We start from the raw sequence: 26,739 nt of genomic DNA on the forward strand, positions 1-26,739 counted from the left end.
TCATCCTGCCAGAAATACTCGCGCCGGAGGCACGCCCGATGCGCAGCACCCGCCCGGACAGTTGTTGTCAGGGCTGGCGGAAGGCGCAGGCGTCGGAAATGAGCTCCGGCGGAGTCTGACACAGGCCGCGCGCGACGCCGAAGGCGGCGAGGACCTTGGGCACGTAGTCCCGCGTTTCGGCATAGGGGGGCACGCCGCCGTGGTTGCGCACAGCGTTTTCCCCGGCGTTGTAGCCTGCCAGAACCAGCACCGGATCGCCGCCGAAGTCCTTCATCAGCTGGTCCAGGTATTTCACCCCGCCACGGATGTTTTCACCGGCGTTCAGGCGGTCGGTGACCCCGAACCGTTCGGCGGCAGCGGGCATCAGCTGCATGATCCCGGCCGCGCCTGCCTTGCTTACCGCATCGGCCCGGCCACCGGATTCCACCGCGATCACCGCCAGCGCCAGAGCGGGCGAGACGCGGGTGCCGATGGTGGACATCAGGATGTCCGCCCCGTGGCGCTGCGTGATGCCCAGAAGCGTGTCCAGCCGGGGCTGGCTGACGCTGGCACCCGCGGGCGGGTTGGCAAGGCGCTGCAGGGCGGGCTCAAGCCGGTTCGGGGCGGAAGCGGTCAGATCGGGCGAAATTTCGTCCCAGAACCAGCCAAGGGCCGAGGGCGGGACCACACCGGCCGCTGCGGCCAGAACCGGTTCTGCCTCCGCATCGGCGGTCTTCTTTTTCTTCGGCACGGGAAGCGGGTCGGTGATCTGCACCTTGATGCGTTTCTGGGTACCCGATCCCGGCGGCGAGACGCGCTTGAAGGTGAAGTCCTGAAAGGCGGGCGCCTCGGCCGTCAGCGGCAGGGCGGGCCCGATGGCAATAACGAACGCACCCGCAAGGGCACGGAGGGGTCTGGTCCGGCGCATGTGGTGCTGCCTGTTCTGTTGCCTGCTCTTTTTCTTGCCGGAAGTGTCGCAGGTTCCGGCCTTTCGGGCCAGTCCGGCGAGATCCGGCGTTGCATTTTGGCACCTAGCGGCGGACAGCGGGCGCAAGTTACCCACGCCGCCAAAAATTTAACTCAGTCTTTTCAATTGCTTAATGAACTGCGCGACAAAATTCCGGGAAATTCCGACTTCGCTCCAATCATGCCAAAATGATGCCCTATTCGAATGGCTATATGTCCCCGTGCCGCAGAGGTGGTGCCCGGGAATGAGAGAGCCGGGGCATCGGATAGTCCGAAGCGGAACGCTGAAACATCCATGTGATCCTCTGGAGGGACGACCAATGCTTAACTTCTTCAAGAACTTCAAGAATGACGAACTCGGCGCCGTTACGGTTGACTGGGTTGTGCTGACCGCCGCCGTCGTCGGCCTGGGCGTTGCCGCCTACGGTTCGATCAAGACCGGCGCAACCACGCTGACCGGCAACATCGGTTCCTACATGTCGACCATCGACCCGTCCAAGTAAGCCGCGGCTTCACTTGAATGACGCAAACAGGCCGCGCCCGCGCTCCGGGCGCGGCCTTTTCCACACCCCCGTCCGACCCGGCCAAATGAGGAGACACCCCGGATGACCAAGTTCCTGACCCGTTTCCGCAAGAACGACGCCGGTGCCGTGACCGTCGACTGGGTAGTGCTGACCGCAGGTGTGACCACCGCGATCTTCCTGATCTTCGTCGCCGTGAAGGACGACGCCGTCAGCCTGTCGGGCGGCATCCAGGACTACATGTCCTCTCAGAAGATGCCGTGACGCCACGGGCGCCCTCACCGGGACGCCGCGTCAAGGAAGGACCCTCCCCGGTCCCTCATTTCGCCACAATCCGCTGTCATTCCTGTGAAAAGACCCCTGCGGCGTAACCGCGGGCCCATAACAGGGCGGAGCCATCCGGCCCGGAACAAAGGACAAGAGCAATGCGAGCAGTATTCGGAATCGTACTCGTCGTCGGGCTGGCACTTGCCGGTTTCGCCGTCATCATGGTCAAGGACTTCCTGGCGCAGCAGGCCATGATGGCCGAAGCCTCCGCCGCCAAGCCGGTGACCGTGCCGACCAAGATGGTCTACGTGGCCACCCGCCAGCTGAAATTCGGTGAGGAACTGACCCGCGCCGACGTGCGCCAGGTCGAATGGCCCGAGGCCGCGATGCCGGCAGGCGTGTTCTCCGACGAGGCCGCACTGTTCCCGGAAAACGACCCCCGTCCGCGCTACATCCTGCGGATGATGGACCCGAACGAAGCTGTCATGGAGGTCAAGATCACCAAGCCGGGTGAAGATGCCGGCCTGACCTCGCGGCTTGAAAAGGGCATGCGCGCCTACGCTATCAAGGTCGACGTGGCTTCGGGCGTGTCGGGCTTCCTGCGCCCCGGCGACCGCGTTGACGTTTACTGGACAGGCCGGGTGGAGGATTTCGACCGCGGTGCAGCCGGTGACGTCACCAAGCTGATCGAGACCGGCATCCAGCTGATCGCCGTAGACCAGATGTCCAACGGAGACTCTGCCGAGGCGACCATCGCCCGCACCGTCACCGTCGCGATCAACCCGCAGCAGGTCGCATCGCTGGCGCAGGCCCAGTCCACCGGACGCCTGTCCCTGTCGCTGGTCGGCAACCTCGACGACACGATTGCCGAGGCGATCGAAGTTGACCAGCGGTCGCTGCTTGGCCTGTCCGAAGCCCCCAAGATCCAGGAGGTGCGCGAGAAGCCGCAGCAGGAAGTCTGCACCATCCGCACCCGCCGCGGAGCGGAAGTGGTGGAAACGCCGATCGCCTGCAACTGAGCTGACGCAGAGTCATGATTTGCAAGGCCGCGGGCATCGTCCTGCGGCTTTGCTGCATCAGGAACAGGCCGAAAGGCATTGAATCTTGCATGAAAATGTAAACTGGCGCAGTATGTCCGCAATTCGCGGGCGAAAAGACCCGGACAGAGGCGTGATCCGAGAGGCAGGTCACATGACACATTGCAGATTCCTTGGGGCTGCCCTTCTCGGGCTGACCCTGACACTTGGCAGCTACGGCGTGCCGGCACAGGCAGAGCGGCTGACCGTGATCAACCGCAACTCCGAATCCTCGCTGAAGGTCGCGATCAACCGCGCCGTGGTGGTGGAAAGCGACGTCGCCTTCGCAGAGCTGTCGATCGCCAACCCGCAGATTGCCGACATCTCCTCGCTTTCAGACCGGTCGATCTATGTGCTGGGCAAGCAGCCGGGCATCACGACGCTGACCCTGCTCGACGGCGAGGGGCGGCTGATTTCCAACGTGGATGTCGTGGTTTCGGCCGACATCTCGGAATTCAAGGAACGGCTGCGCCAGATCCTCCCGAACGAGAAGATCGAGGTGCGCACCGCCAACGACGGCATCGTGCTGTCGGGCATCGTATCCTCCTCTCAGCGGCTGCAGCGCGCGCTGGACCTGGCGGAGCGCTACGCGCCCGAGCGGGTGTCCAACCTGATGAGCGTCGGCGGCGTGCAGCAGGTCATGCTCAAGGTCCGGTTCGCAGAGATGCAGCGATCCGTGGCCAAGAACCTCTCGGCCTCGCTCGCCGTGGACGGGTCGGCCTTCGGCAACAACCTCGGCGTGTCCTCCGGCGCGGGACGGTATGCGAACTCCGCCAGCCAGGCGTCGGGCCTGACGGGCGCCCTGCCCGGCACCAACACCAACGCGGGCGCGACGCTGCTTGGCTTCAATGCCGGAGCGCTGCAGGTCGGCGTGCTGCTCGAGGCGCTGGAATCCAAAGGCGTCGTGCGGACGCTGGCCGAACCCAACCTGACCGCCCTTTCGGGACAGGAGGCGAAATTCCTCGCCGGTGGCGAATACCCGGTTCCGGTGGCGCAGGACGGCGGATCGGTGACGGTAGAATTCAAACCGTTCGGGGTTGAGCTGAACTTCATCCCGCGCGTGGTCGACGACAACATCATCAACCTCGAACTCAAGGCCGCCGTGTCCGCACTGGACCCGAACAACGGCTTCCAGCTGGACGCGTTCAAGATCGACGCCTTCACCCGGCGTGAGACCTCGACCACCGTCGAAATGCGCGACGGCGACAGTTTTGCCATCGCCGGCCTGCTGCAGGACGAATTCCGCGACAACAACAGCCAGGTGCCGTGGCTTGGCGACATCCCGGTACTGGGCACGCTGTTCCGCAGCGCCGAGTATCAGCGCAACCAGTCCGAACTGGTCATCATCATCACCGCGCATCTCGTGTCCCCGACACGGGGCGAGGCGCTGGCGCTGCCGACCGACCGGATCAAGCCGCCGTCTGAGAAGGACCTGTTCCTCTTCGGGAAGGTCGCCAAGGACGGCACCAAGCTGCGTGGCGCGGCGAAGGAAGTGGCGACACAGGACTTCACCGGGTCCTACGGCTACGTGATGGAGTGATCGCCATGGCGCATGTTTCCAGACTGATCCTTGCCGCGGCCGCCGGGATTTCCCTTGTGGCCAGCTGCACGACAGAGTCCGCCACCGAATTCCACGGAGAGGCCGGGGCCAGCATCGACGGCGGTTTCGGCAATTCGACGATGAACAACACGCTGGTGATGACCGGTCAGGGGGGCTACGTGCTCGACCTGGCGAACCGCTTCGCCGCCGAGGTCGACTCCACTGTGAACTTCGCCTTCAACTCTGCCACGCTGGACGGCGAGGCGCAGGCGGTGCTGCTGCGGCAGGCCAACTGGATCCGCCAGTTCCCCGAAGTCCGCTTCCGGGTCTACGGCCATACCGACCTCGTCGGGTCGAGCGCCTACAACCAGCGGCTTGGCCTGCGGCGGGCGCAGGCGGTGGTGCATTTCCTCGTTTCCCACGGGATCAGCCGCACGCGGCTCGAGGCCGTGGTGTCGAAGGGCGAAACGCAGCCGCTGATCGTCACCCAGGGCCGCGAGCGTCAGAACCGCCGCACGGTTACCGAGGTGACGGGCTTCGTTGCCAACAGCAAGCTGATCCTCGACGGGAAATACGCGCAGGTCGTATACCGCAATTATGTCGACAGTGCGATCCCGGCGACCGGGCTCAGCGGGACCGAACTGACGGCTTCGGGCAGCAGCGGTGGATAATTCCACCCTGCCGGGCCGAGTGTTCACCGACACCGCACAATTATATGGTTTCGGCCCCACTATTGCCCAGATTGCAGTGCAGGTTGATGGGGAAATCAAAGTGTCCGGTTGAGTCGGACAGGCGTGACGGCTCCGGAAAAATCCGGGCACTACAGGCGAATAATGGCCGGACGTCGAAGAGTTGGGACTTGAGGCAATGACGACGACAGATTCAGACTATGCTGATGACGATCCGATCGTGGCCTGCACCATCCGGCGGGACCCGGATGGATTCGAACTGCTTATCGAAGACATGGAAAGCGTGCTTGGCGACAAGTGGGGCGACCTCGGGTTTGCCGAAGCGCTCATGTTCTTCAACCAGCCCGACGCACAGCACCTGGAATTCGTGGCCATGGCCATCGACGACCAGGATGAAGACAACATCGCCATGCTGGGCGAGGTCATCAGCCAGGCCCGCCACCACGCCATCAAGGTCATCCTGATCGCGGAAGAGGTCAGTCCCTCTGCCCTGCACCAGCTGCTGCGCAAGGGCGCGGACGAATTCGTGCCCTATCCGCTTCCCGAAGGGGAACTCGCGGCGGCCATCGAACGCATCCAGACCCCTGCTCCCGAGGCGGTCGCAACCGCTCCGGCCCGCAAGTCGGCCGCCGGAACCAAGGAAGGCGCCGTCATCGTCTGCCACGGCCTTGCCGGCGGCACCGGGTCCAGCACCTTTGCCGTGAATTTCGCCTGGGAACTGGCCAATTCCGCCCTGACCAAGAAGGGCGAGACAGAGCCGAAGGTCTGCCTTATCGACCTGGATCTGCAGTTCGGCGCGATCGGCACCTATCTCGACCTGCCGCGGCGCGAGGCGATCTACGAGCTTCTGTCGGACACGGAGTCGATGGACGACGACGCCTTCAAGCAGGCGCTGCTGGATTTCGAGGGCAAGCTGCAGGTGCTGACCTCTCCGGCGGAGATGCTGCCGCTGGACATCATCACCTCGGACGACGTGCAGCGGCTGATCGCGATGGCGCGGTCGCATTTCGATTTTGTGGTGATCGACATGCCCTCCACCCTGGTGGCGTGGTCCGAAAGCATCCTGAACACCGCGCACGTCTATTTCGCCCTGATGGAGCTGGACATGCGGTCGGCCCAGAACACGCAGCGGCTGAAGCGCGCACTGCAGGCAGAGGACCTGCCGGTCGAAAAGCTGCGCTACGTCCTGAACCGGGCCCCCAAGTCGCTGGATCTGAACGGCAAGAGCCGGGTCAAGCGGCTGGCGGAAAGCCTGGACATCCGCATCGAGGTGCTGCTGCCGGACGGCGGTCGCCAGGTGCTGCACAGCTGCGACCACGGTCAGCCGCTGGCCATGACGGCGGGCAAGAACCCGCTGCGCAAGGAAATTGCCAAGCTGGCCCGGTCGATCTTCGAACTGGGCGAACAGAATGTTGACGAAGAGGCGGCATAAGGGGGCACGGGGGTAGACAGATGTTTTCACGCTACAAGAAAGACAGCTCAGGGTCCGTTCCCGCGGGCGCCGCGCCGCGTCCCAAGCCCGCCATGGCACCCCGCCCCGCGTCGGCCATGCCCTCCGGGCAGCCGGTGCGCGAACCGTCGAACCTGAAACCGGTCGGTGCCGCCGCGCCGCAGGCCGCGCCCATGCCCTCGGGCACGGGATCGATGCGCAAGCCGATGCCGAAGTCGGCCGCCGTGCCGCTGGCCGCGGACAAGAACCGCAAGCGCAAGGAACGGCTTGGCGAGATCAAGCTGGAACTGCACCGCGCCCTTCTCGACAACCTGAACCTCGCCGCGCTCGACAACGCGACGGAGCAGGAACTGCGGTCGGAGATCAACTCCATCGCGACGGAAGTGCTGCAGGAAAAGGGCATTGTGCTGAACCGGGAGGAACGCACGACGCTCAACCAGGAGCTCTACGACGAGGTGAAGGGTCTCGGCCCGCTGGAAAGCCTGCTCAAGGATGACACCGTCTCCGATATTCTCGTGAACGGGCCGCAGCAGATCTTCGTCGAACGCAATGGCAAGCTCCAGCTGTCGGACGTGACCTTCAAGGACGAAAAGCACCTGCTGCGGATCATCGACAAGATCGTGTCCGCCGTCGGCCGCCGCGTCGACGAGATGAACCCCTATGTCGACGCCCGGCTGCAGGACGGGTCGCGTTTCAACGCCATGGTTCCTCCGATCGCGGTGGACGGGTCGCTGGTGTCCATCCGGAAATTCAAGAAGGACAAGCTGGGGATCGACGACCTGGTCCAGTTCGGCGCGTTTACCGAGGAAATGGCCGCCTACCTGCAGGCCGCCGTCGCCACCCGGCTGAACGTGATCGTTTCGGGCGGTACGGGTTCGGGCAAGACGACGACGCTCAACGCGCTTTCATCCTTCATTGACGACTCCGAGCGTATCCTGACGATCGAGGATACGGCGGAACTCCAGTTGCAGCAGACCCACGTGGGCCGGATGGAAAGCCGTCCGCCGAACGTGGAAGGCAAAGGGGCTGTGTCTCCGCGCGACTGTCTCAAAAACGCGCTGCGGATGCGCCCGGACCGGATCATCGTCGGGGAAACCCGCGGCGAGGAGGTCATCGACATGCTTCAGGCGATGAACACCGGCCACGACGGGTCGATGACCACGATCCACGCGAACTCCGCCCGCGACGGGGTCAGCCGGCTTGAGAACATGATCGCCATGTCGGGGATCGAAATGCCGCTCAAGGCGATGCGCTCGCAGATCGCCTCGGCCGTGCATCTGATCGTACAGGCCTCCCGCCTGCAGGACGGGACGCGGCGCATGACCTCGATCACCGAGATCACGGGCATGGAAGGCGACGTCATCTCCATGCAGGAAATCTTCCGCTTCCAGCGCACCGGCCTGACGCCGGAGAACAAGATCGTGGGCCATTTCACGGCGACCGGCGTGCGCTCCAACTTCTCGGAGCGGTTCAAGATGTGGGGCTACGACCTGCCCGCGCATATCTTCGAACCCGCCCGGATGGAGTGAGCAGATGACCGTCAGCCCGGAACCGATTATCTATATCGCGATCTTCATCGGCGTTCTCGCGCTGGTCGAAGGCATCTACCTGATGGCCTTCGGCAAGTCGATCAGCATGAACAAGCGGGTGAACCGCCGTCTGGAAATGCTCGACAAGACCGGCAGCCGCGAGGAAGTGCTGGAAAAGCTGCGCAAGGAAATGCAGCAGCACATGACAGCACAGCGCGTGCCGCTGTATTCCCTGCTTGCCGACAAGGCGCAGAAGGCGGCCATCGCGTTTTCGCCCAGGCAGCTGATGCTGCTGATGGCGGGGCTCAGCGTCGTGGCCTTCTTCGTGATGACGATCTTCACGCAGACCTCCCTGCCCCTGCGGGCGGTGATGTCCGTCGCGACCGGCGTCGGCGCGATCTACTTCTGGGTCAACAAGAAGGCCAAGAAGCGGATGAGCATGATCGAGGAACAGCTTCCCGACGCCGTCGAACTGATGGTGCGGTCGCTGAAGGTCGGGCACCCGTTTTCCTCCGCCGTGCAGATCGTCAGCCGGGAGGTCGCGGATCCGCTCGGTTCCGAATTCGGGATCATCGCGGACGAAACAGCCTACGGGCGCGACATGGGCGAGAGCCTCAAGGAACTGGCCGAACGGATCGGGCTTCAGGATCTCCGCTTCCTTGCCGTGGCCGTGACGATCCAGCAGCAGTCGGGCGGCAACCTGGCCGAGATCCTCGCCGGTCTGGCGGGCGTGATCCGGTCGCGCTTCCGCCTGTTCCGCCGCGTCAAGGCGATCACGGCAGAGGCGCAGTGGTCCGGCATGTTCCTGTCCGGCTTCCCGATTGCCGCGCTGATCGCGATCAACGTCATGGACCCGCACTACTACGACGAGGTCATGGATCACCCCTTCTTCATCCCGGCCTGCTTCGCGGTCGCGGGGTTCCTGGGCGTGAACCTGTTCGTCATGAAGAAGCTGGTCGACATCAAGGTGTAAGGGGGAGACACCATGGAAGCCGTCACGAAACTGCTGACCGACATGCTGGGCCCCATGGGCCCGCTGATCGTTGTCGGGGGCCTTGGGGTCCTGCTGATCCTCGGCACCCTGCCCTTCCTGCTGCGCAAGGAGGTCGATCCGCTCGACAAGCTGAAGAAGAATGCGCAGGCGGATGCACCGGCGCACAAGGACAAGCTGCGGACCGCGAAGACCAACAAGAAGCTGGAGCGGTATTCCAGCTTTCTCGAACCGCAGAACGAAAAAGAATATTCGGCGATGCGGATCAAGCTGCTGCAGGCCGGATACCGCTCCAAGGACGCGGTGCGTTATTTCCATTTCGCGCAGTTCGCGCTCGGCATCTTCGGCCTGCTGGCCGGTGTTCTGTATTTCCTCGCCACCAAGGCCGGCGACAACCCCGACACCCAGACCACGCTGATCTACATCCTCGGCCCCGGCGGCGTCGGGTATCTGCTGCCGAAGTACTGGATCAACAAGCGCCAGGCGCAGCGGCAGGAGGAAATCACCAACGGCTTCCCCGACGCGCTCGACATGCTTCTCGTCTGCGTGGAAGCCGGGCAGTCCATCGACCAGGCCATCCTGCGGGTGAGCCACGAGATCCGCGCCTCCTACGGGTCGCTGGCGGATGAATTCGAACTGGTCAGCCATGAGGTCAAGGCGGGCAAGGACAAGGCTTCCGTCCTGGGCGACATGGCCGAACGCTGCGGCGTGTCCGACATCTCCTCCTTCGTGACGGTGCTGGTGCAGTCGGCGACCTTCGGGACGTCCATTGCCGACGCGCTCCGGGTCTATGCGTCGGAAATGCGCGACAAGCGGGTGATGCGGGCCGAGGAGAAGGCCAACAAGCTGCCGACCAAGATGACGCTGGCCACGATGATGCTGACGGTTCCGCCGCTGCTCATCATCCTGATCGGGCCGTCGATCCTCGGTATCACCAAGATGGGCGACATGGCCGCCCTGCCCTCCGGCGAGGAGAGCACGGAGTGAGCCGGGCGGCGCGCGCCGCCCTCGTCTGTCTGCTGATGGCCGGGTGCGCCGCGCCCGGTGCGCCGAAAATCGACAAGTCCAGCCCCTTCGCGCCCGGTGTCGACCGCCGGAAAGAGGCTGTCGACGGCACCGTGGTCGGCAACCGCCTGCTCGCCGCGAAGCAATATGAACTGGCGCTTGACGCCTATACCCGCGCCGCCGCCGAACAGGGCGTGACGCCGGAAATCCTTGCGGGACTGGGTGCGGCGAACCTCGGGCTCGGCCGGCTTGGCCAGGCGGAGAGCCAGCTGCGCAAGGCCGTGGCCGACGAAAACGCCGCGCCGGAGACCTGGAACAACCTCGGCATGCTGCTGATCGACAAGGGCGAGGTGCCCGAAGGCGTCGAGACGCTGCGGCGCGCCTTTGCCCTGTCGAATGGCCAAAATGACGAAATCCGGGACAATCTTCGCATGGCACTCGCCATGCAGGGAGAAACAGGCTATGATCCCGAATTACAACAAGACCTCGACCTGGTTCAGAGTGAGAAGGGCCGCTACCGGCTGACCACCCAGTTCCCGTGATCGAGACGACGAGCAGTAAAGGACGCAGGCAAATGCGCCACCCTGGTATCGTGATATCCTGTCTGGCGGGGGCGCTGGCCCTGTCCGCCTGCGCCAAGACGTCGACGTCCGAGGTCAACCGGGCCTTCCGGGACGTGAACGTCGTGGACGAAAGCAACCTCAACGACATTATGCTGACGGTCGGCGACCCGAACGAGGCGGTGGCCTATTTCCAGCGCACCGCCGCGGACAACCCCGGACGGATCGACGTGCAGCGCAACCTCGCCACCAGCCTGATCCGCGCCAAGCGCCCGACCGAAGGCGTCGCCGCCTGGAGCAAGGTCGTCGCCAACAAGGAGTCGAACCTCGAGGACAAGGTCGACTACGCGGACGCACTGATCCGGGACGGGCAATGGGACAAGGCGGACAAGGTGCTCGACACCATTCCGCCGACGCACGAGACCTACAAGCGTTACCGGCTGGAGGCGATGATCGCTGACAGCAACAAGGAATGGACCAAGTCCGACAGCTTCTATGAAACCGCCGTCGGCCTGACGACCAAGCCGGGCGGCGTGCTGAACAACTGGGGCTATTCCAAGCTGACGCGCGGCGATTTCTCCGAGGCGGAGAAGCTGTTCGCCCAGTCCATCCAGCACGATCCGGGGCTGTTCACCGCGAAGAACAACCTCGTGCTCGCCCGCGGGGCGCAGCGCAACTACACCCTGCCCGTCATCCCGATGAGCCAGATCGAACGGGCGCAGCTGCTCCAGACGCTCGGGCTGAGTGCGGTGAAGCAGGGTGACGTGGAGACCGGCAAGGCGCTGCTGCGCGAAGCCATCGACACCCATCCCCAGCACTTCGAAGAAGCCGTGCGGTCGCTGCGCGCGCTGGAAAGCTGACAACCCCGTGGTGCCGGACCTGGTTACGTCCGGGCTTCCCCTGCCCCCGATCGCACTGGACCCGGTCGCTGCGATTGTCTTCCTGCCCTTCGCCGCGTTGATCGGCCTTTACGTCGCGTGGAGCGATCTGCGCGGCATGCGGATCCCGAACGGCAGCGTGGTTCTTCTGGCCCTCGTCTACGTGCTGCTCGGCCCTCTGGTCCTGCCGCTTGATGTCTATGGCGGGCGGCTGGTGCATCTGGTCGTCATGCTGATCGCCGGCATGGTCCTGACCGCACTGCGGGTGATGGGGGCGGGGGACGCGAAATTCATCGCCGCCGCCGCGCCCTTCGTCGCAATGGCAGACCTGATGCTGGTCATGGTGCTGTTCACGGCCACGCTGGTCGCCGCCTTCGTGACGCACCGGGCAGCACGGCGTACGGCGCTGCGCCGGCTGGCGCCGGACTGGGAAAGCTGGTCGCGCACCAAGGAATTCCCCATGGGTACGGCGCTGACAATCACGCTGACGATCTACCTCGCCCTCGCCGCGCTCGACTAACGCCGGATGGCGTAAAGCCGGAAGTCCGGCGTCTCTCCCGCCGGTTCCAGCTCGATTCCCGCCTTCTCGACCAGCGCCAGCACCCGGGCGCGCGCCCGCAGGTCCGCCGGGCAGGCCGGGACCAGCAGATGCGTCGCGTTTTCGATCCCCGGCAGGCCGCTGTAATACCACGGCGTTCCCCCCGGCAGCGGAGCAAGCGGGCCGAACATCCAGTGCGCGGCAAAGACCCCGGCGACAAAGGGCTGAACGGTCATCTCCGGTGCGATCCCGGTCAGCGCCGCCGCGTCCCGCTCCATCGCCGGGACGATCCCTGTGGTGAGCTCGCAATCAGGCAGCGTCTCTCCCCGGAAGACCGTCGGTTCCGCGTCCGGGGCGGGGATCGAGGCGGACTTCGTCCAGGCCGTCTCTCCGCGTTTGGTGACCATGAGCAGGCCCGGCTCCCCGGCGAACATGGGGCGGAAGGCATCGCGCGGGGCGGTGGCGGCGCGCAGCGGGCTGTAGAGGATGTTGAGCATTACCGGCAGGATCAGCACCCCGGCGGCGAGCGCGATCAGCCGTGCCGCCCCCTGCCCCGTCGCCGTCCAGACCTGCCAGGCCAGCAGCGCGACGACGCAGAGCCAGATCAGGTCATTGCCGAAGTTCTGCCAGCTGATGAAGACGAAGGCCGGGTAGAAGAGCATCAGCGCCGCCGCCCGTCCGCTGTCCCCGCCCCGGCGCAGCAACCAGATCAGCGCGGCCACGCACAGCGTTGCCGGGGTGGCGACGGGTGACAGGATCAGCGCCTGCCAATGGTCAGACGGCATGGCGCGCGTCTCCGACCCGGTGACGGTCAGCAGATCGCCCGCATAGGCGGTCCAGTAGCCGAAACCTTCGGCCAGGGTGACGGCAAGCAGCAGGGCCAGGGCGCTGACAAGAGCGACAATCAGGGTGCGGCTGCGGCCCGAACGCAACAGTGCGAAGACGACCGGCAGGGCCAAAGAAAGCGGAAATGTGACCTTCACCATCGCCATGGCCGCCATGAGCAGACCCGTGGCGGCACCGTCCGCGACCTCTCCGCCCGCTTTCGGGGGAACGAGTGCGATCATGACGACGATCAGTGACGCGGCCCAGCACCAGCGATTGTAATGCATGGAGAAGGACAGCAGCGGTTCCGTCCCGCCCGAGACGTGGCCCGCCGCAAGCCCGGCGACGGCAAGGCCGAGAGCTACGGATTGACCCAGAGTCAGGCGACTGAACGCAACCCAGAGGAGAGCAGGAAAAAGTACAAGCAGTACAATAATTTGCGACCAGACCATCGCCTCACCCAGACCGAGACCGGCCCGCATCAGCAATGCCATCGGCAACATGGCCCAGCCCCCGATCGGAGTGGCGAAATCCATATGCGCCACCGCGCCGGAGGCCATGCGAAGGACCATGTCCGACAGGTGGATCATGTCCGCTTCATGACTGTTAAACAACAGCTTGCCGCCAATCAGCGTCAGCATGACCTGAATCGCCAATACCACAGACAATACAATTAGAATGCGATGTTTATTGCCCGTCACACTGCTGCCTCTATTTGCTTTTTATCTAGGGTAGCAAGGTAAACTCTGCTGCGCATGCAAAATTCGTGGCGGGGGACGCCAAAACACGTTAAGATTGATCTAACAAGAAGAATGAGCAGATCAAGATGAACATGCAGGTGTCGACAGCCGTCGTTGCGCCACCGCCTCCGCGGTCGCTCGAGGAACTCGAGCTGCCGATCGTCATGGCGCGCGACATCCTGATCAAGACCATGTTCCGCAAGAGCGTGGACAAGATTTCCAAGATCGCCAACGCGATCTGCCTGCCCCCGAACGTGGCGCAGGAACTGGTGGACCTTGCCCGCGAGCAACTGCTTCTGGAAGCGACAGGCACGATGAAGGCCACCGCCGACCGGGAGATGGGCTATCAGCTGACCGACAACGGCAAGGCGCGCGCGCTCGACGCGCTGGCGCAGTCGGAATATTTCGGCGCGATGCCGGTGCCGCTGCACATCTACCAGCAGCAGATCAAGCGGCAGTCGATCCGTGACATCCAGATCACGCGCGAACAGCTCACCACCTCCATGGGGCATCTGGTGCTTCCGGACGACCTGATCTCGAACCTCGGGCCGGCGGTCAGTTCCGGGCGGTCGATCCTGATGTACGGGCCGCCGGGGAACGGGAAGTCCTCGATTTCCAACGGGATCCGCGACGCACTTGGCGACAAGATCTACGTGCCGCGCGCGGTGGAATACTCCGGGCAGGTCATCACCGTCTACGACCCGATCGTGCACTCTGCCGCAGAGGAACAGTTTGACGACCCGAACGCCCTGCGCCGCACCGGCAACCGCTTTGACAGCCGCTACATCCGCTGCGAACGCCCGACGGTGATAACCGGGGGCGAACTGACGCTCAACATGCTCGACCTGAACTACAACGCCGTGGCGCGGACCTACCAGGCCCCGCTGCAGATGAAGGCGACGGGCGGGGTGTTCATCGTCGACGACCTTGGACGGCAGGCGGAACCGCCGCAGGCGCTCATCAACCGCTGGATCGTACCGCTGGAAGAGGGCAAGGACATCCTGTCCCTCCAGTCCGGCGAAAAGTTCGAGGTGCCGTTCGACACGCTGGTCATCTTCTCGACCAACTACCATCCGAACGAACTGTTCGACCAGGCGGCGCTGCGGCGGATCTTCTTCAAGATTAAGATCGACGGCCCGACGCAGGAGAACTTCCTCAAGATCTTCGCGCTGGTGGCGCGCAAGAAGAAGATGCCGCTGGACGAAGGCGCGCTGGTGCATCTGCTGAAGAAGAAATACCCGACGATCAACAATCTCTTCGCCAACTACCAGCCGGTCTTCCTGATCGACCAGATGATCTCCATCTGCGAATTCGAGGGCATCCCCTACCAGATGACTCCCGAACTGATCGACAGGGCCTGGGGCAACATGTTCGTCCGGCACGAGGAAATCGTGAAGTAGGGCGCAGCCGCGCTCCGCGTCCGCCCGCATCGTCGTCCCTGCGCATCGTCATCCTCGGACCGGATCCGAGGATCTCCAGTCGCGGGCTCAGGTGGCGGGAGGTCCCCGGACCAACTCCGCGGATGAGCACCCGAAAGGCCCGGCGCCGCCCTATTCCGCCGGTGTCGCCTGCGGCTCCGGTGCGGAGCGGCGGGTTTCCGGCCCAAGCGGCAGTTCCACCAGCCGCGTCGAGGCGAGGCAGGCCACCGCCGCGACCGTCGCGCCGACCACGTAGATCGGCATCAGTGCGTCGGAAATGGCCAGCAGGACCTCGGCCTTGGTCACCGGGTCGAGCGCATCGACAAGATCACTGGTCAGGCCGCGGATATTCTCGACCCCCGGCATCAGCGGCTTGACGTGCCGGTCCAGCCCGAGGGTGAAGATCGCGCCGAAGACCGAGGTGCCGATCGCCCCGCCGATCAGGCGGAACATGTTGGCGGAGGCGGTGCCGACGCCAAGGTGTTCGCGCGGGATCGCCGTCTGGATCGACACGATGCCCACGCTCATGGTCGGACCGATGCCGATGCCGACGATGAGCAGGTAGACCGGGATCAGCCAGAGCGGCGTGTCCGGGCCGATCGTCGTCAGCAGCAGCATCCCTACGCAGAGCACGGCGGTCGATACGGTCGGCAGGATCTTGTAGCGCCCCGTCGCCCGCATGAAACGCCCGGAAAAGAACGACATGCCGATCAGCCCGGCCATCATCGCGACGAGGTAGAGGCCCGAGCGGATCGGATCGACATGCTTCACGATCTGCAGGAACATCGGCATGAAGGCGATGGTTCCGAACATGGTCATCCCGACAAGGAAGTTGACGCTGTTGGCGGCCTGGAAGTTGCGGATGCGGAACAGGTCAAGCGGCAGGACAGGTTCGCGCGCCCGCCGCTCGGCCGAGATGAAGCCGACCACCGCCATGGGGACCAGCACCAGCAGGAACAGGACCGGAAGGGAGCTCCAGGAATAGACCGTTCCGGCGAGGTTTGCGACCAGCACCACGCTCGACAGCAGGATCATCAGCAGGGCGGAGCCGACGAAATCCATCTTGTGCGGCGTGTTCTCAGTCCGCGACGGCAGGGTGCGGTTCAGGATTATGAAGGCCAGCACACCGATCGGGAAGTTCACGAAGAAAATCCAGTGCCAGCTGACCGTCTGCACCAGCAGCCCCCCGATCAGCGGCCCGACCACCGTGGAAAAACCGAAGACCGACGACAGCGTGCCCTGCGCCCGTCCCCGTTCGCGCGGCGGCAGCACGTCGGCGACCACGGCCATGGAGACCACGATCAGCGCGCCCCCGCCCATGCCCTGCACGAAGCGTCCGGCGATCAGCACCTCCATGTTGCCCGCGACGCCGCAGATCAAGCCGCCAAGCAGGAAGACCCCGATGGCACATTGCAGCACGATCTTGCGGCCGTACATATCCCCCAGCTTGCCCGCGATCGGTGCGCCGACGGTGGAGGCCAGCAGGAAGGCCGTGACGACCCAGGAGATATAGGCCAGCCCGCCAAGGTCACTGACGATGCGCGGCAGGGCAGTGGTGACGATGGTGTTGCCGGTGGAGGCCAGGAACAGCGTCGTGGCCACGGTGATGAGGATCAGGCGGAGCGTGGCCGAATCGGGGCTCGGCATCTCGGCCAGATCCGGATTGGGTTGCGGCGGCGTGGATTGCATGGTTTTCCCTGCGGGCGGTCGCGGTGCACGGGGTGCGAAGACCCGGGTGCGGCAAGGGGCCCGGCGAAAAGTCTGATGTTGTATGCGTGTCGTTTGCTATCATATATGTGCCAGAGGCAATTACATGTCAACAGCACGCATTCCGGGGAGGGCTGGTCATAGGGCGCCGTGATGACGAGATGAAGGAGGTTCTGGCCGGGTTCGGCGTGGACCGGGGCGTGACGGATCACGCTCTGGAACTCGACGCGATCCTGCAGGCCTGGCGGCGGCGGATGCAGAAGCGGGAACTTGGCACGATGGCGCTGCAGGAGCTTGGCCTGCCGCTCGACCTGCCCAAGCTGGACGTGATGATCGCGATCTGGGCGCCCTCGAACGAATTCGGCGCGACCGGGGAAGAAGAGACCATGGTGGCGACCATCGCCGCCCGGCTCGGCATCGACCCCTCGCGCGCCTCGCGGCTGGTGACGGAACTGATCGCGGAGGGATATGCCGCGCGCGCCGTCAGCCAGCAGGACGCCCGGCGGACCATCGTGACCCTGACCGACAAGGGCAATGCCGTCGTGACCGCGGTGCGCAACATCAAGTACCTCGTGCTCGGCACCTACCTGTCCGACTGGACGGAGGAGGAGATGGCGACCCTGACCCCCCTGCTCCAGCGGCTGACCACCTGGGCGGACGAGGTGGGCACGGTCGCGCCGGATCGTTTCCGCGACGAGATCGCGGCGCTGCGGGCGGAACTGAACCGGCATCTCGGCTAGCGGGCGCGCCGCCCCTCGCCAAGTGATGCGGGGCGGACTATATTCCCGTTATGTTCTCCCCCGCCCTGCCCCCCGCCTTCGAAGACTGGTTCGCCTCGCGCGGATGGCAGGTGCATCCGCATCAGGCAGAGATGCTGGCGCGGGCCGATGACCCGTCGCTTCTGCTGATAGCGCCGACCGGGGGCGGCAAGACGCTTGCCGGGTTCCTGCCGACGCTGGTCGATCTGGCCGAGGGCGGGCATCACGGGCTGCACACGCTCTATATCTCGCCGCTCAAGGCGCTGGCGGCGGATATTCGACGCAACCTGTCGACGCCGGTAGAGGAAATGGGGCTGCCGATCCGGGTGGAGGACCGGACGGGTGATACGCCGTCCTCGCGCAAGAGGCGGCAGCGCGCGGATCCGCCGCACATCCTGCTGACGACGCCGGAAAGCCTCGCGCTGATGCTGACGTTCGAGGATGCGGCGCGCACCTTTGCCGGGCTGAAGCGGGTGGTGGTGGACGAGATCCACGCGCTCGCCGACAGCAAACGGGGCGATCAGTTGTGGCTCGCGCTGGCGCGGCTGCAACGGCTGTGCCCCGACATGCGGCGCGTCGGCCTCTCTGCGACGGTGGAAGACCCGGGCGCGATTGCAGCGCTGCTCGCCCGCCACCCCGACCCCTGCGACATCCTTTATGCCGATCCCGGACCCGATCCCGACATCCGCATGCTGGAGACGGAGGAGCGCCCGCCCTGGTCCGGTGGCGGGGGAAGCTTTGCGATCCCCGCGATCCTCGACGAAATCCGGCGGCACCGGATCACGCTGATCTTTCACAACACCCGAGCGCAGGCTGAGATCTTCTTTCACCGGCTCTGGATGGCGAACGAGGAGGGTCTGCCGATCGGCATCCATCACGGATCGCTGGACAAGGTGCAGCGGGATCGGGTGGAGAAGGCCATGGTGCAGGGTCGGCTGCGGGCGGTGGTCTGCACCGGGTCTCTGGACCTCGGAATCGACTGGGGGGACGTCGATCTGGTGATCCAGGTCGGCGCGCCGAAGAACGTGAAACGGCTGGTGCAGCGGATTGGGCGGGCGAACCACCGCTACAATGCGCCATCCAAGGCGCTGCTGGTGCCGGCCAACAGGTTCGAGGTTGTGGAATGCGTCGCCGCGCTCGAGGCGGTTCTTGAGCGCGATCTGGACGGAGAGCCGCGCGGGCCAGGGCCACGCGACGTGCTCTGCCAGCATATCCTCGCCACAGCCTGCGCGGGTCCGTTCGACGCGGACGCGCTGTATGCTGAGGTGACGACCGCGGGGGCCTATGCGGGGCTGACGCGGGCGGGGTTCGACCAATGCCTCGACTATTGCGCGACGGGGGGCTATGCGCTGCGCGCCTATGACCGCTGGCAGCGGCTGGTGCAGGACGGCTCCGGCGCCTGGTCGCTGCGCGATCCGCGGGCAGCACAGCTGATCCGCATGAACCTCGGCACGATCCACGACAGCGACAAGGTGAAGGTGCGGATGCGTTTCGGAGGGGGCAGGCCCCTGGGCGAGATCGAGGAGCATTTCGCGGCGCAGCTGGTGCGCGGCGACACCTTCCTGATCGGCGGGCGGATCGTGCGCTACGAAAGCCTGAAGGAAACGGCGATCGAGGTGACGCGGGCGAGCGTGAAAAAACCCAAGATCGCGACCTATGCGGGGACCAAGTTCGCGACATCGACCCAGTTGTCGCACCGCATCCTGCGCATGTTCGAACAGGACAGCTGGCCCGAACTGCCCCGCCACACCGCCGAATGGCTGGCGCTTCAGCGCGAAATGTCTTCCCTGCCGCAGGAGGGGCGGCTGCTGGTCGAAAGCTTTCCCTTCGACGGGTGCGAACAGCTCTGCGTCTACGGGTTCGCCGGGCGCAACGCGATGCAGACGCTTGGCCTGATCCTGACCAAGCGGATGGAGGAGATGGGGCTCGACCCGCTCGGCTTTGTCGCATCAGATTACGCGGTGCTGATCTGGGGGCTTGAGGCGGTGCTCGATCCGGTGCCATTGCTCGACCGGGCGGCGCTGCATGAGGGGCTGGAGCGGTGGCTGGCCGGGAACGCGGTGATGAAGCGCACCTTCCGGAGTTCGGCACATATCGCGCAGCTCCTGCAGCGCAACGCCCCGCAGGCACGCAAGACCGGGCGGCAGGCGACGTTTTCGTCAGACATCCTTTACGATACCCTGATGAAATACGACCCTGACCACCTGCTGCTGGACATTACGCGGGAAGAGGCGATGCGCGGACTGGTCGATTTCGGCCGGATCGAGGAGATGCTGGCCCGGGTCGGCGACCGGATCGACGTGGTGCGGCTGGACCGGGTCACGCCGCTTGCCGCGCCGCTTTTCCTTGAGGTCGGCAAGGTTCCGGTGGAGGGCGCGGCGCGGGAACGGATGGTGGAGGAAGAGACGGAGCGGCTTATGGCAGAGGCAGGGCTCGGCTCATGAGCGCAGCAAGGGGCGCTGCCCCTCGGCCTTCGGCCTCACCCCGGGATATTTCCGGCAACGTGAAGATGACGGGCGGCTACGGGTTCACGCTGGCAGGCGAAACGCTGGTGGCGCTGGCGTCGGGCGCGCTATGGTGGCCGGAGCGGGAGATGCTGGTGGTGTCGGACCTGCATCTGGGAAAGTCTGAGCGGATCGCGCGGCTTGGCGGTGCGGCGCTGCCGCCTTACGAGACCTACGACACTCTGGAGCGGCTGGAGGCGGATCTGGGCCGTGTCTCGGCACGTGCGGTTGTCTGCCTGGGCGATTCTTTCGACGACAGGGCGGCGGCGGAGGGGTTGCCGGAGGGCGTGGTGGACTGGCTGGTGCGGCTGCAGGCCGGGAGGCGGTGGAGCTGGATCGAGGGCAATCACGATCCGGGTCCGGTCGCGCTTGGCGGGGCGCATCTGGCGGACATGGTGGCGGGCGGGCTGGTGTTCCGCCATATCGCGACTCCCGGCGGGGCCGGAGAGGTGTCGGGGCATTACCACCCCAAGGCGCGAGTGGCCGGGGTGTCGCGGCGGTGCTTCCTGCTGGACAGGTCCCGTCTGATCCTTCCGGCCTACGGAACCTATACGGGCGGGCTCTGGTCACATGATCCGGCGCTGTCGGGGCTGATGGCCGACGGCGCGCTGGCGATCGTGACGGGCCGGGTGGCACGGGCGATGCCGATGCCGCGCTGAGGGTTGCGCAGCCCGCTCCGGTCCGGAACAGTGGCGCGACCAGCAGGGGGACGGCAATGGACGGGATCGAGGCGCGGATCCGGGAGAGTTTCGCAAAACAGACGATGATGGCGACCTTCGGGGCGGAGGTTGTGTCGGTCGCACCCGGCGAGGTGGTGCTGCGCGCCCCGATCATGGACCTTGCGAAACAGCAGATGGGATTTGCCCACGCGGCGCTGAGCTTTGCGCTTGGCGACACGGCGGCGGGCTATGCCGCGCTGACCACCCTGCCCGAGGGGCAGGAGGTGGTGACGGCGGAGATCAAGATCAACCTGCTCTCGCCCGCCACCGGCGACTGGCTGGTCGCGACGGGCCGGGTGGTGAAGCCGGGGAAGCGGCTGGCGGTGGTAAGCGCCGTGGTGGAGGCCGTCACCGGCGACAGCCGCAAGGACGTGGCGCTGCTGCAGGGGTCGATGATGCCGATCTAGCGCGTCAGGCGGTCAGCCCCTCGGGTTCGTCGAGCCCGTGAATGCGGCAGCAGGCCGTCACCGTATTGGCCAGCAGGCAGGCGATGGTCAGGGGGCCGACGCCGCCGGGGACCGGGGTGATGTGGCCCGCGACTTCCCGGGCCGAGGCGAAGTCGACGTCCCCGACGAGCCGGGTCTTGCCTTCGCCCTTTTCCGGCGCGGGAATGCGGTTGATGCCGACGTCGATGACACAGGCACCCGGCTTGATCCAGTCGCCCGGTACCATCTGTGCCCGGCCCACGGCGGCGACCACGATGTCGGCGCGGCGCACGGTTTCGGCCAGGTCCTTCGTGCGGGAATGGGCGATGGTCACGGTGCAGCTGTCGCGCAGCAGGAGCTGGGCCATCGGCTTGCCGACAAGGTTCGAGCGGCCGATGACCACGGCGTCCTTGCCGGTCAGGTCGCCAAGCGTTTCACGCAGCAGCATGAGGCAGCCGAGCGGGGTGCAGGAGGCCATGGCATTCTGACCCGAGGCCAGCAGACCGGCGTTGATGACCGAAAGCCCGTCGACGTCCTTTTCCGGCGCAATGCGGGCGACGATGTCGCGCTCCGACAGATGCGCCGGCACCGGGAACTGGACGAGGATGCCATGCACGGCCGGGTCGGCGTTCAGGCGGTCGATCAGGGCATAGAGATCGGCCTCGGGTGTTTCGGCGGGCAGCTTGTGCTCAAAACTGTTCATCCCCGTCTCGACCGTGGCGATGCCCTTGTTGCGCACATAGACCTCGGAGGCCGGGTCCTCTCCGACCAGCACGACGGCGAGTCCGGGGGTGATGCCGTGGCTGTCCTTCAGGCGGGTTACGTGACCGGCGACACGGGCGCGGATCGTTGCGGCAAAGGCCTTTCCATCAAGGATGTCTGCGCTCATCTCAAGGGCTCCGTGCTGGTCGCTGTCCTGCCTGTTCGATAGATCACGCGGGCGCGGAGGGGAACGCCGATTACGACATTTTTCCGCGAATTGCGCCGATGCAAACGATTCGGAAACAGTTTTGTGAGATCGAAAAAATCAAGTCCGGGAACCAACCGTGGTATGCTGCGGTTATTCAAGCAAGAAAGTAACGGGACGCGGCGGTCTGCCCTGCCGTGCCTCCGCTATTAAGGAGACTCATTATGAAAGCTGCCGCAGTTGTATTCCACGCAAGTTTTGCCGTGACCCTGGCGCTCGCCGTCGGTGTCATCAGCCTGTTCTGACCACGCGCGGAACGGACAGATCAAGGACAGGTCGTTTACGACCTTCTGCGGCGTCGGGGGTTTCCCTCCCCCCGGCGCCGCAGGTCATTTCCGGGGGCGTGTTCCTCAGGACCGGGCCTTTTCCAGATGTGGCCAGGCGGGCTGATCCGGGATTGCCAGTCGCAGTGTATCCCCGACGTTTAGTACCCCTTCCCTCTCCACCCAGGCAGTGACACCGCGTCGCCCTCTGGCGGCGGATTTGAACCGTTTGCCGGTGCCGGGAAGCGCCTCCTCGATCACCTTCGCGGGCAACTGGCAGGGGCGGTTCTCCATGTCGATGACCAGCGTGACGCCGTCGGGCCCCTGCAGGCGGGACGAGGGCGGCACAAGGGTGAAATCCGGCAGGCCCTTCACAACCATCGTCGCGCCGAGCCAGCGCGGATCAAGGTGGTCGATTTCCATCTTCGCGGCGATGGCAGCGAGGTCCTCCTCCGACACGACAGAGAACTGGCGGACATTGCGGATCGTGGTGCCACGCGGATGCAGGTCGATCACGCGGCTGTCGGAAGGGCGGTTGATGCCGCCATGGGCCTCCCCCTCCGGGCCGTCAAAGCGGGCGGCAAGCTGGTCCACGGGATCGGAGGCCAGCGCGGTGTCGCGGTCGGCGACACGGCCCAGCCACGTGACGGTGCAGGTAAAGTCGGTCGGTTTCAGGGCGGGCATGGGATCCTCGGTTCACGGCTCCCGGCGAAGGGTAAAGAACAGCCGCCGGAAAGGAAACAGCACGGAGCCGTCGGCGCGGCGCGGATAGGCCGCCTCCATCGCCTGATCGTAAAGCGTGGTAATGAGCGTCTGCTCATCCGGGTCCAGCACGTCCAGTACCGGCCGCGCGAAGGTCGACGACGTGAACAGACGCACCGGGTGGCCATCGTCGGCCGGGTCGAGGCGCTGCATGTACTCGGTTTCCCAGAGGGAGAGGTCCCCCAATCCGTCGAGGATGTCCCAGGTGCGTCTGGCGTCGTTGATACCGGGCGCGGTCGCGGGATCGAAGCGGCCGGGAAAATTTTGCTCGACCAGATCATGCCATAGCCGGTGCGACGGCGCGTTGTTCTGATGCGGAACCTGCACGGCAAGCGTGCCGCCGGGCGCGGGCATCCGGGCCAGCGCAGGCAGCAGGCGGTCGTGATCGGGCAGCCAGTGCAGCGTGGCGTTCGAATAGATCAGCGCGGGCGGCGTGTCGGGGTGCCAGGTGGCGATGTCGGCCTCGGTCAATGTGGTGTAGCTGCCGGTTTCCCGCGCCTTGGCCAGCATGGCAGGAGAATTGTCGACTCCGATGATCCGGATGTCGGGGTAGCGCGCACGCAGCAACGGTCCCACGGGGCCGTTGCCGCAGCCGAGGTCGACGATGTCCCCCTCCGGCAGGGCGGGGACGTGCAGCAGCAGGTCGAGCGCGGGCTTCAGGCGCAGCCCGGCGAAACGGGCGTAGAGGGCGGGGTTCCAGTCAGTCGTAGGGGCGGTCATGGGTGGCTCCGATACGGTATACATTTGCATACCGTATCATTCTGCGCTTTTCAGGAACCGTTGTACAGCCTTCGCAATTGCGATCTAGTCTCGTGCCATGGCGATCAAGGTGCGATATCTCACCCACCCCCAGGTGGCGGTCGATCCGGCGGTTCCGGTGCCGCTCTGGTCGCTGTCGGCGATCGGGGCGGCGCGGGTGCGGGCGCTGGCGGGGTCCGGCGCGCTGCGCGGCACCCGCCACGTCATCAGCAGCGCCGAGGTCAAGGCGGTGGAGACGGCAGAGCCGCTGGCACGGGCGCTCGGCCTGCCGGTGGTCCAGCGGGAGGCCATGCACGAGAATGACCGCAGCGCGACCGGTTTCCTGCCCCCGGCGGAGTTCGAGGCGATGGCGGACGCGTTCTTCGGCAGTCCGGACATGAGCGTCCGGGGCTGGGAAACCGCGCGCGCAGCGCAGGCCCGGATCGTCGCAGAGGTGGAAGCGGTGCTCTCCGGCCCGCTCGATGGCGACGTGCTGCTGGTCGGGCATGGCGCGGTCGGAACGCTCTTGTGGTGCGCGCTCTCTGGGCAGCCGATCAGCCGGTCGCATGACCAGTTGCCGGGCGGCGGGTGCTGGTATGGTTTCCCGCTGCAGGGACGGATACCGGAATCAGGATGGCAGGCGATGGAGACGCTCTCGCCGCCCGGCAAGACGGGCTAATACGGGGGCCGTCTGGGTGCCCCCCTCCCGGCACGGAATCATGGTGGTATCAGCCCCGCCGGGCCATTGCCGGACCGGCCCCGAAGGCCCGCGCTTTTTCGACATAAGTGCCTGTTCCCGGAGGAAGACGTACCTGTCCGCCATAAAGCGCATCACTCTCCGGACAGCAGCGCCGCCCCCGGTCCGGCGCCTGCACGGCTTTCCACTGGCTTTACCTCAGACGAAAAACCCGGGCCGCCATTCCGCGATCCGGGTTTCCTGTCTTCCTGCCGGTGGCGGGCTACGCCGTCGGTTCAGGCTCCATCCCGCCCGAGGGCTTGGCGCGCGGCTTGGTCTTGGGGATCGAGGTCACCGAAGGCGCGGAGCCGGTGTCGGAGCCTGAGTCCTCGTCCTGGCTCTGCGGCGGCTCGCCGTTCATGACGCGCTTGATCTCGTCGCCGGTCAGGGTCTCATACTCGAGAAGGCCCTGTGCCAGACGCTCCCACTCCTCCTTGTGGTCGGTGAGGATCTGGTAGGCGTGCTTGTAGGCGTCGTCGATCATGCGCTTCACCTCTTCCTCGATCAGCTCCTTGGTGTGAGCGGAGATCGAGAAGCCGCCGGCGCCGTTGCCGTTGTAGCCCTCATGCGCCTGTTCGTAATCGACGTTGCCGACCTTGTCGGACATGCCCCATCTCAGCACCATGGCGCGCGCGAGAGCGGAGGCCTGCTGGATGTCGCCGGCGGGGCCGTTGGAGACCTCACCGTCGCCGTACTTCATGATCTCGGCCGCCTTGCCCGCCATGGTCATGGCCAGCTTCTGTTCGCATTCCGACTTGTGCCAGTTCAGGCGGTCGATCTCGGGCAGGGAGACGACCATGCCAAGCGCGCCGCCGCGCGGGATGATCGTCGCCTTGTACACGGGATCGCACTTCGGCAGCGTCAGACCGACAACGGCGTGTCCGGCCTCGTGATAGGCGGTCTTTTCCTTCTGATCGGGGGTGAGGACCATGGAGCGGCGCTCCGCCCCCATCATCACCTTGTCCTTGGCGCTTTCGAAATCGACCATCGTCACGAAGCGGCGGCCGACGCGGGCAGCCATCAGCGCGGCCTCGTTCACGAGGTTCGCCAGGTCCGCACCCGAGAATCCGGGGGTGCCGCGCGCGATGATGCGGAGATCGACGTCCGGACCAAGCGGGGTCTTGCGGGCGTGGACGGAAAGGATCTTCTCGCGCCCCTTGATGTCCGGGTTCGGCACCGTGACCTGACGGTCGAAACGACCGGGGCGCAGCAGCGCGGGGTCGAGAACGTCGCGGCGGTTGGTGGCGGCGAGGATGATGACGCCCTCGTTCGCTTCGAACCCGTCCATCTCGACCAGCAGCTGGTTGAGGGTCTGTTCGCGTTCGTCGTTGCCGCCGCCATAGCCTGCGCCACGGTGGCGTCCGACGGCGTCGATTTCGTCGATGAAGACGATACAAGGCGCGTTCTTCTTGGCCTGTTCGAACATGTCACGCACGCGGGACGCGCCGACACCGACGAACATTTCCACGAAGTCGGAACCGGAGATGGTGAAGAAGGGCACGCCCGCCTCACCCGCGATGGCGCGGGCCAGCAGCGTCTTACCGGTGCCCGGAGGGCCGACCAGCAGCGCGCCTTTCGGGATCTTGCCGCCAAGGCGCGAGAATTTCTGCGGGTTGCGCAGGAATTCGACGATCTCCTCCAGCTCTTCCTTGGCCTCGTCGATGCCCGCGACGTCGTCGAAGGTCACGCGGCCGTGCTTTTCGGTCAGCAGCTTGGCGCGGGACTTGCCAAAGCCCATGGCCCCGCCCTTCCCGCCGCCCTGCATGCGGTTCATGAAATAGATCCAGACGCCGATCAGCAGCAGGATGGGCAGGAGTGAGATCACGAAGGACTGGAAGCCCGACTCCTCCTGGCTTTTCGCGCTGACGGGGATGTCGTTGCGGATCAGCATGTCGGTGATTTCCGCGTCGTCGGGGCGGATGGTCACGTAGTCCTTGCCGTCCTTGCCGCGATAACGCACCTGCTCACCGTCAAGGGTGACGGTGCTCACATCGCCGGCTTCGACGCTGCGGACGAATTCGGAATAGGGGATTTCCCGGCTTTGCAGGGTGTTGCCGGACCCACTGAACAGGTTGAACAGTGCCACGATCAGCAGCAGCAGAACGACCCAGAAGGCGAATTGTCTCGCGTTGCCCAAGGAAATCTCCTCCAGATTGGGGATAGGGCGGGCCTATCACACCGCTTCGGA

The 26,739-nt window shown here is 65.3% G+C and carries 25 protein-coding genes; 18 read left to right on the top strand and 7 right to left on the bottom strand.

Annotation, left to right across the window (positions count from 1 at the left end; all coding sequences use genetic code 11):
- Positions 1 to 67 precede the first annotated feature (67 nt).
- Positions 68 to 907 carry a lytic transglycosylase domain-containing protein gene (locus tag IEV87_RS11050; RefSeq protein WP_188477732.1) on the bottom strand — a complete coding sequence of 280 codons (840 nt, stop codon included), beginning with the start codon at positions 905 to 907 and terminating at the stop codon, positions 68 to 70.
- A 358-nt stretch (positions 908 to 1,265) separates the two neighbouring features.
- Here IEV87_RS11050 and IEV87_RS11055 point away from each other — a divergent pair, with 358 nt between their 5' ends.
- The 12 genes from IEV87_RS11055 (at position 1,266) to IEV87_RS11110 (ending at position 11,971) form a co-directional block, all read left to right on the top strand.
- Positions 1,266 to 1,448 (top strand): hypothetical protein, encoded by a 183-nt coding sequence (locus IEV87_RS11055; RefSeq protein ID WP_188477733.1) that lies wholly within the window; start codon positions 1,266 to 1,268, stop codon positions 1,446 to 1,448.
- A gap of 102 nt (positions 1,449 to 1,550) precedes the next feature.
- Positions 1,551 to 1,730 (top strand): hypothetical protein, encoded by a 180-nt coding sequence (locus tag IEV87_RS11060; protein ID WP_188477734.1) that lies wholly within the window; start codon positions 1,551 to 1,553, stop codon positions 1,728 to 1,730.
- Between the two features lie 161 nt (positions 1,731 to 1,891).
- Complete coding sequence (gene cpaB, locus IEV87_RS11065) at positions 1,892 to 2,752, top strand: Flp pilus assembly protein CpaB (RefSeq protein WP_188477735.1); 861 nt, start codon at positions 1,892 to 1,894, stop codon at positions 2,750 to 2,752.
- A gap of 172 nt (positions 2,753 to 2,924) precedes the next feature.
- Positions 2,925 to 4,349, top strand: coding sequence for a type II and III secretion system protein family protein (locus IEV87_RS11070; RefSeq protein ID WP_188477736.1), 1,425 nt, complete (start codon positions 2,925 to 2,927; stop codon positions 4,347 to 4,349).
- 5 nt (positions 4,350 to 4,354) lie between these two features.
- Positions 4,355 to 5,020: an OmpA family protein gene (locus IEV87_RS11075; RefSeq protein ID WP_188477737.1), complete on the top strand. Its 666-nt coding sequence runs from the start codon at positions 4,355 to 4,357 to the stop codon at positions 5,018 to 5,020.
- A 196-nt stretch (positions 5,021 to 5,216) separates the two neighbouring features.
- Positions 5,217 to 6,470 carry an AAA family ATPase gene (locus tag IEV87_RS11080; RefSeq protein WP_188477738.1) on the top strand — a complete coding sequence of 418 codons (1,254 nt, stop codon included), beginning with the start codon at positions 5,217 to 5,219 and terminating at the stop codon, positions 6,468 to 6,470.
- A 20-nt stretch (positions 6,471 to 6,490) separates the two neighbouring features.
- Positions 6,491 to 8,017, top strand: a complete 1,527-nt coding sequence (locus IEV87_RS11085) for a CpaF family protein (RefSeq protein ID WP_188477739.1) — start codon at positions 6,491 to 6,493, stop codon at positions 8,015 to 8,017.
- A gap of 4 nt (positions 8,018 to 8,021) precedes the next feature.
- Positions 8,022 to 8,990 (top strand): type II secretion system F family protein, encoded by a 969-nt coding sequence (locus IEV87_RS11090; RefSeq protein WP_188477740.1) that lies wholly within the window; start codon positions 8,022 to 8,024, stop codon positions 8,988 to 8,990.
- A gap of 12 nt (positions 8,991 to 9,002) precedes the next feature.
- Positions 9,003 to 9,995, top strand: a complete 993-nt coding sequence (locus tag IEV87_RS11095) for a type II secretion system F family protein (protein WP_188477741.1) — start codon at positions 9,003 to 9,005, stop codon at positions 9,993 to 9,995.
- Positions 9,992 to 10,555 (top strand): tetratricopeptide repeat protein, encoded by a 564-nt coding sequence (locus IEV87_RS11100; protein WP_188477742.1) that lies wholly within the window; start codon positions 9,992 to 9,994, stop codon positions 10,553 to 10,555. The genes IEV87_RS11095 and IEV87_RS11100 overlap by 4 nt, the downstream gene beginning before the upstream one ends.
- Before the next feature lie 32 nt (positions 10,556 to 10,587).
- The gene (locus IEV87_RS11105) at positions 10,588 to 11,433 is read left to right on the top strand and encodes a tetratricopeptide repeat protein (protein WP_188477743.1); all 846 of its coding nucleotides are present in this window, start codon (positions 10,588 to 10,590) and stop codon (positions 11,431 to 11,433) included.
- 10 nt (positions 11,434 to 11,443) lie between these two features.
- The gene (locus IEV87_RS11110; RefSeq protein ID WP_308419898.1) at positions 11,444 to 11,971 is read left to right on the top strand and encodes a prepilin peptidase; all 528 of its coding nucleotides are present in this window, start codon (positions 11,444 to 11,446) and stop codon (positions 11,969 to 11,971) included.
- Here IEV87_RS11110 and IEV87_RS11115 read toward each other — a convergent pair.
- Positions 11,968 to 13,455 (bottom strand): hypothetical protein, encoded by a 1,488-nt coding sequence (locus IEV87_RS11115; protein WP_188477744.1) that lies wholly within the window; start codon positions 13,453 to 13,455, stop codon positions 11,968 to 11,970. The genes IEV87_RS11110 and IEV87_RS11115 overlap by 4 nt on opposite strands.
- Positions 13,456 to 13,640: 185 nt before the next feature.
- On the opposite strand from IEV87_RS11115, the gene IEV87_RS11120 reads away from it, so the two are divergent.
- On the top strand, positions 13,641 to 14,954 hold the full coding sequence (locus IEV87_RS11120; protein ID WP_188477745.1) for an ATPase: 1,314 nt from the start codon (positions 13,641 to 13,643) through the stop codon (positions 14,952 to 14,954).
- Positions 14,955 to 15,104: 150 nt separating this feature from the next.
- Here IEV87_RS11120 and IEV87_RS11125 read toward each other — a convergent pair whose 3' ends face one another.
- On the bottom strand, positions 15,105 to 16,661 hold the full coding sequence (locus IEV87_RS11125) for an MDR family MFS transporter (RefSeq protein WP_188477746.1): 1,557 nt from the start codon (positions 16,659 to 16,661) through the stop codon (positions 15,105 to 15,107).
- A 179-nt stretch (positions 16,662 to 16,840) separates the two neighbouring features.
- Here IEV87_RS11125 and IEV87_RS11130 point away from each other — a divergent pair, with 179 nt between their 5' ends.
- The 4 genes from IEV87_RS11130 (at position 16,841) to IEV87_RS11145 (ending at position 21,067) form a co-directional block, all read left to right on the top strand.
- Positions 16,841 to 17,419: a MarR family winged helix-turn-helix transcriptional regulator gene (locus tag IEV87_RS11130; protein ID WP_188477747.1), complete on the top strand. Its 579-nt coding sequence runs from the start codon at positions 16,841 to 16,843 to the stop codon at positions 17,417 to 17,419.
- A gap of 50 nt (positions 17,420 to 17,469) precedes the next feature.
- On the top strand, positions 17,470 to 19,881 hold the full coding sequence (locus IEV87_RS11135; RefSeq protein ID WP_188477748.1) for a ligase-associated DNA damage response DEXH box helicase: 2,412 nt from the start codon (positions 17,470 to 17,472) through the stop codon (positions 19,879 to 19,881).
- A 65-nt stretch (positions 19,882 to 19,946) separates the two neighbouring features.
- Entirely contained in the window at positions 19,947 to 20,600 is a 654-nt protein-coding gene (pdeM, locus tag IEV87_RS11140) for a ligase-associated DNA damage response endonuclease PdeM (protein ID WP_188478414.1), read from the top strand.
- Between the two features lie 56 nt (positions 20,601 to 20,656).
- Positions 20,657 to 21,067, top strand: coding sequence for a PaaI family thioesterase (locus tag IEV87_RS11145; protein WP_188477749.1), 411 nt, complete (start codon positions 20,657 to 20,659; stop codon positions 21,065 to 21,067).
- Between the two features lie 4 nt (positions 21,068 to 21,071).
- Here IEV87_RS11145 and folD read toward each other — a convergent pair whose 3' ends face one another.
- From folD to IEV87_RS11160, 3 genes are all read right to left on the bottom strand, one after another.
- Positions 21,072 to 21,974 carry a bifunctional methylenetetrahydrofolate dehydrogenase/methenyltetrahydrofolate cyclohydrolase FolD gene (folD, locus tag IEV87_RS11150; protein ID WP_188477750.1) on the bottom strand — a complete coding sequence of 301 codons (903 nt, stop codon included), beginning with the start codon at positions 21,972 to 21,974 and terminating at the stop codon, positions 21,072 to 21,074.
- A 428-nt stretch (positions 21,975 to 22,402) separates the two neighbouring features.
- Positions 22,403 to 22,999 (bottom strand): MOSC domain-containing protein, encoded by a 597-nt coding sequence (locus IEV87_RS11155; protein WP_188477751.1) that lies wholly within the window; start codon positions 22,997 to 22,999, stop codon positions 22,403 to 22,405.
- 12 nt (positions 23,000 to 23,011) lie between these two features.
- Complete coding sequence (locus tag IEV87_RS11160; protein WP_188477752.1) at positions 23,012 to 23,797, bottom strand: methyltransferase domain-containing protein; 786 nt, start codon at positions 23,795 to 23,797, stop codon at positions 23,012 to 23,014.
- 97 nt (positions 23,798 to 23,894) lie between these two features.
- Here IEV87_RS11160 and IEV87_RS11165 point away from each other — a divergent pair, with 97 nt between their 5' ends.
- Positions 23,895 to 24,494, top strand: coding sequence for a histidine phosphatase family protein (locus tag IEV87_RS11165; RefSeq protein ID WP_188477753.1), 600 nt, complete (start codon positions 23,895 to 23,897; stop codon positions 24,492 to 24,494).
- 280 nt (positions 24,495 to 24,774) lie between these two features.
- Here the strand turns inward: IEV87_RS11165 and ftsH are convergent, their stop codons facing one another.
- Complete coding sequence (ftsH, locus tag IEV87_RS11170) at positions 24,775 to 26,688, bottom strand: ATP-dependent zinc metalloprotease FtsH (protein WP_188477754.1); 1,914 nt, start codon at positions 26,686 to 26,688, stop codon at positions 24,775 to 24,777.
- Positions 26,689 to 26,739 lie beyond the last annotated feature (51 nt).

Source organism: Primorskyibacter flagellatus, assembly GCF_014638275.1.
Lineage (GTDB): Bacteria > Pseudomonadota > Alphaproteobacteria > Rhodobacterales > Rhodobacteraceae > Pseudooceanicola > Pseudooceanicola flagellatus_A.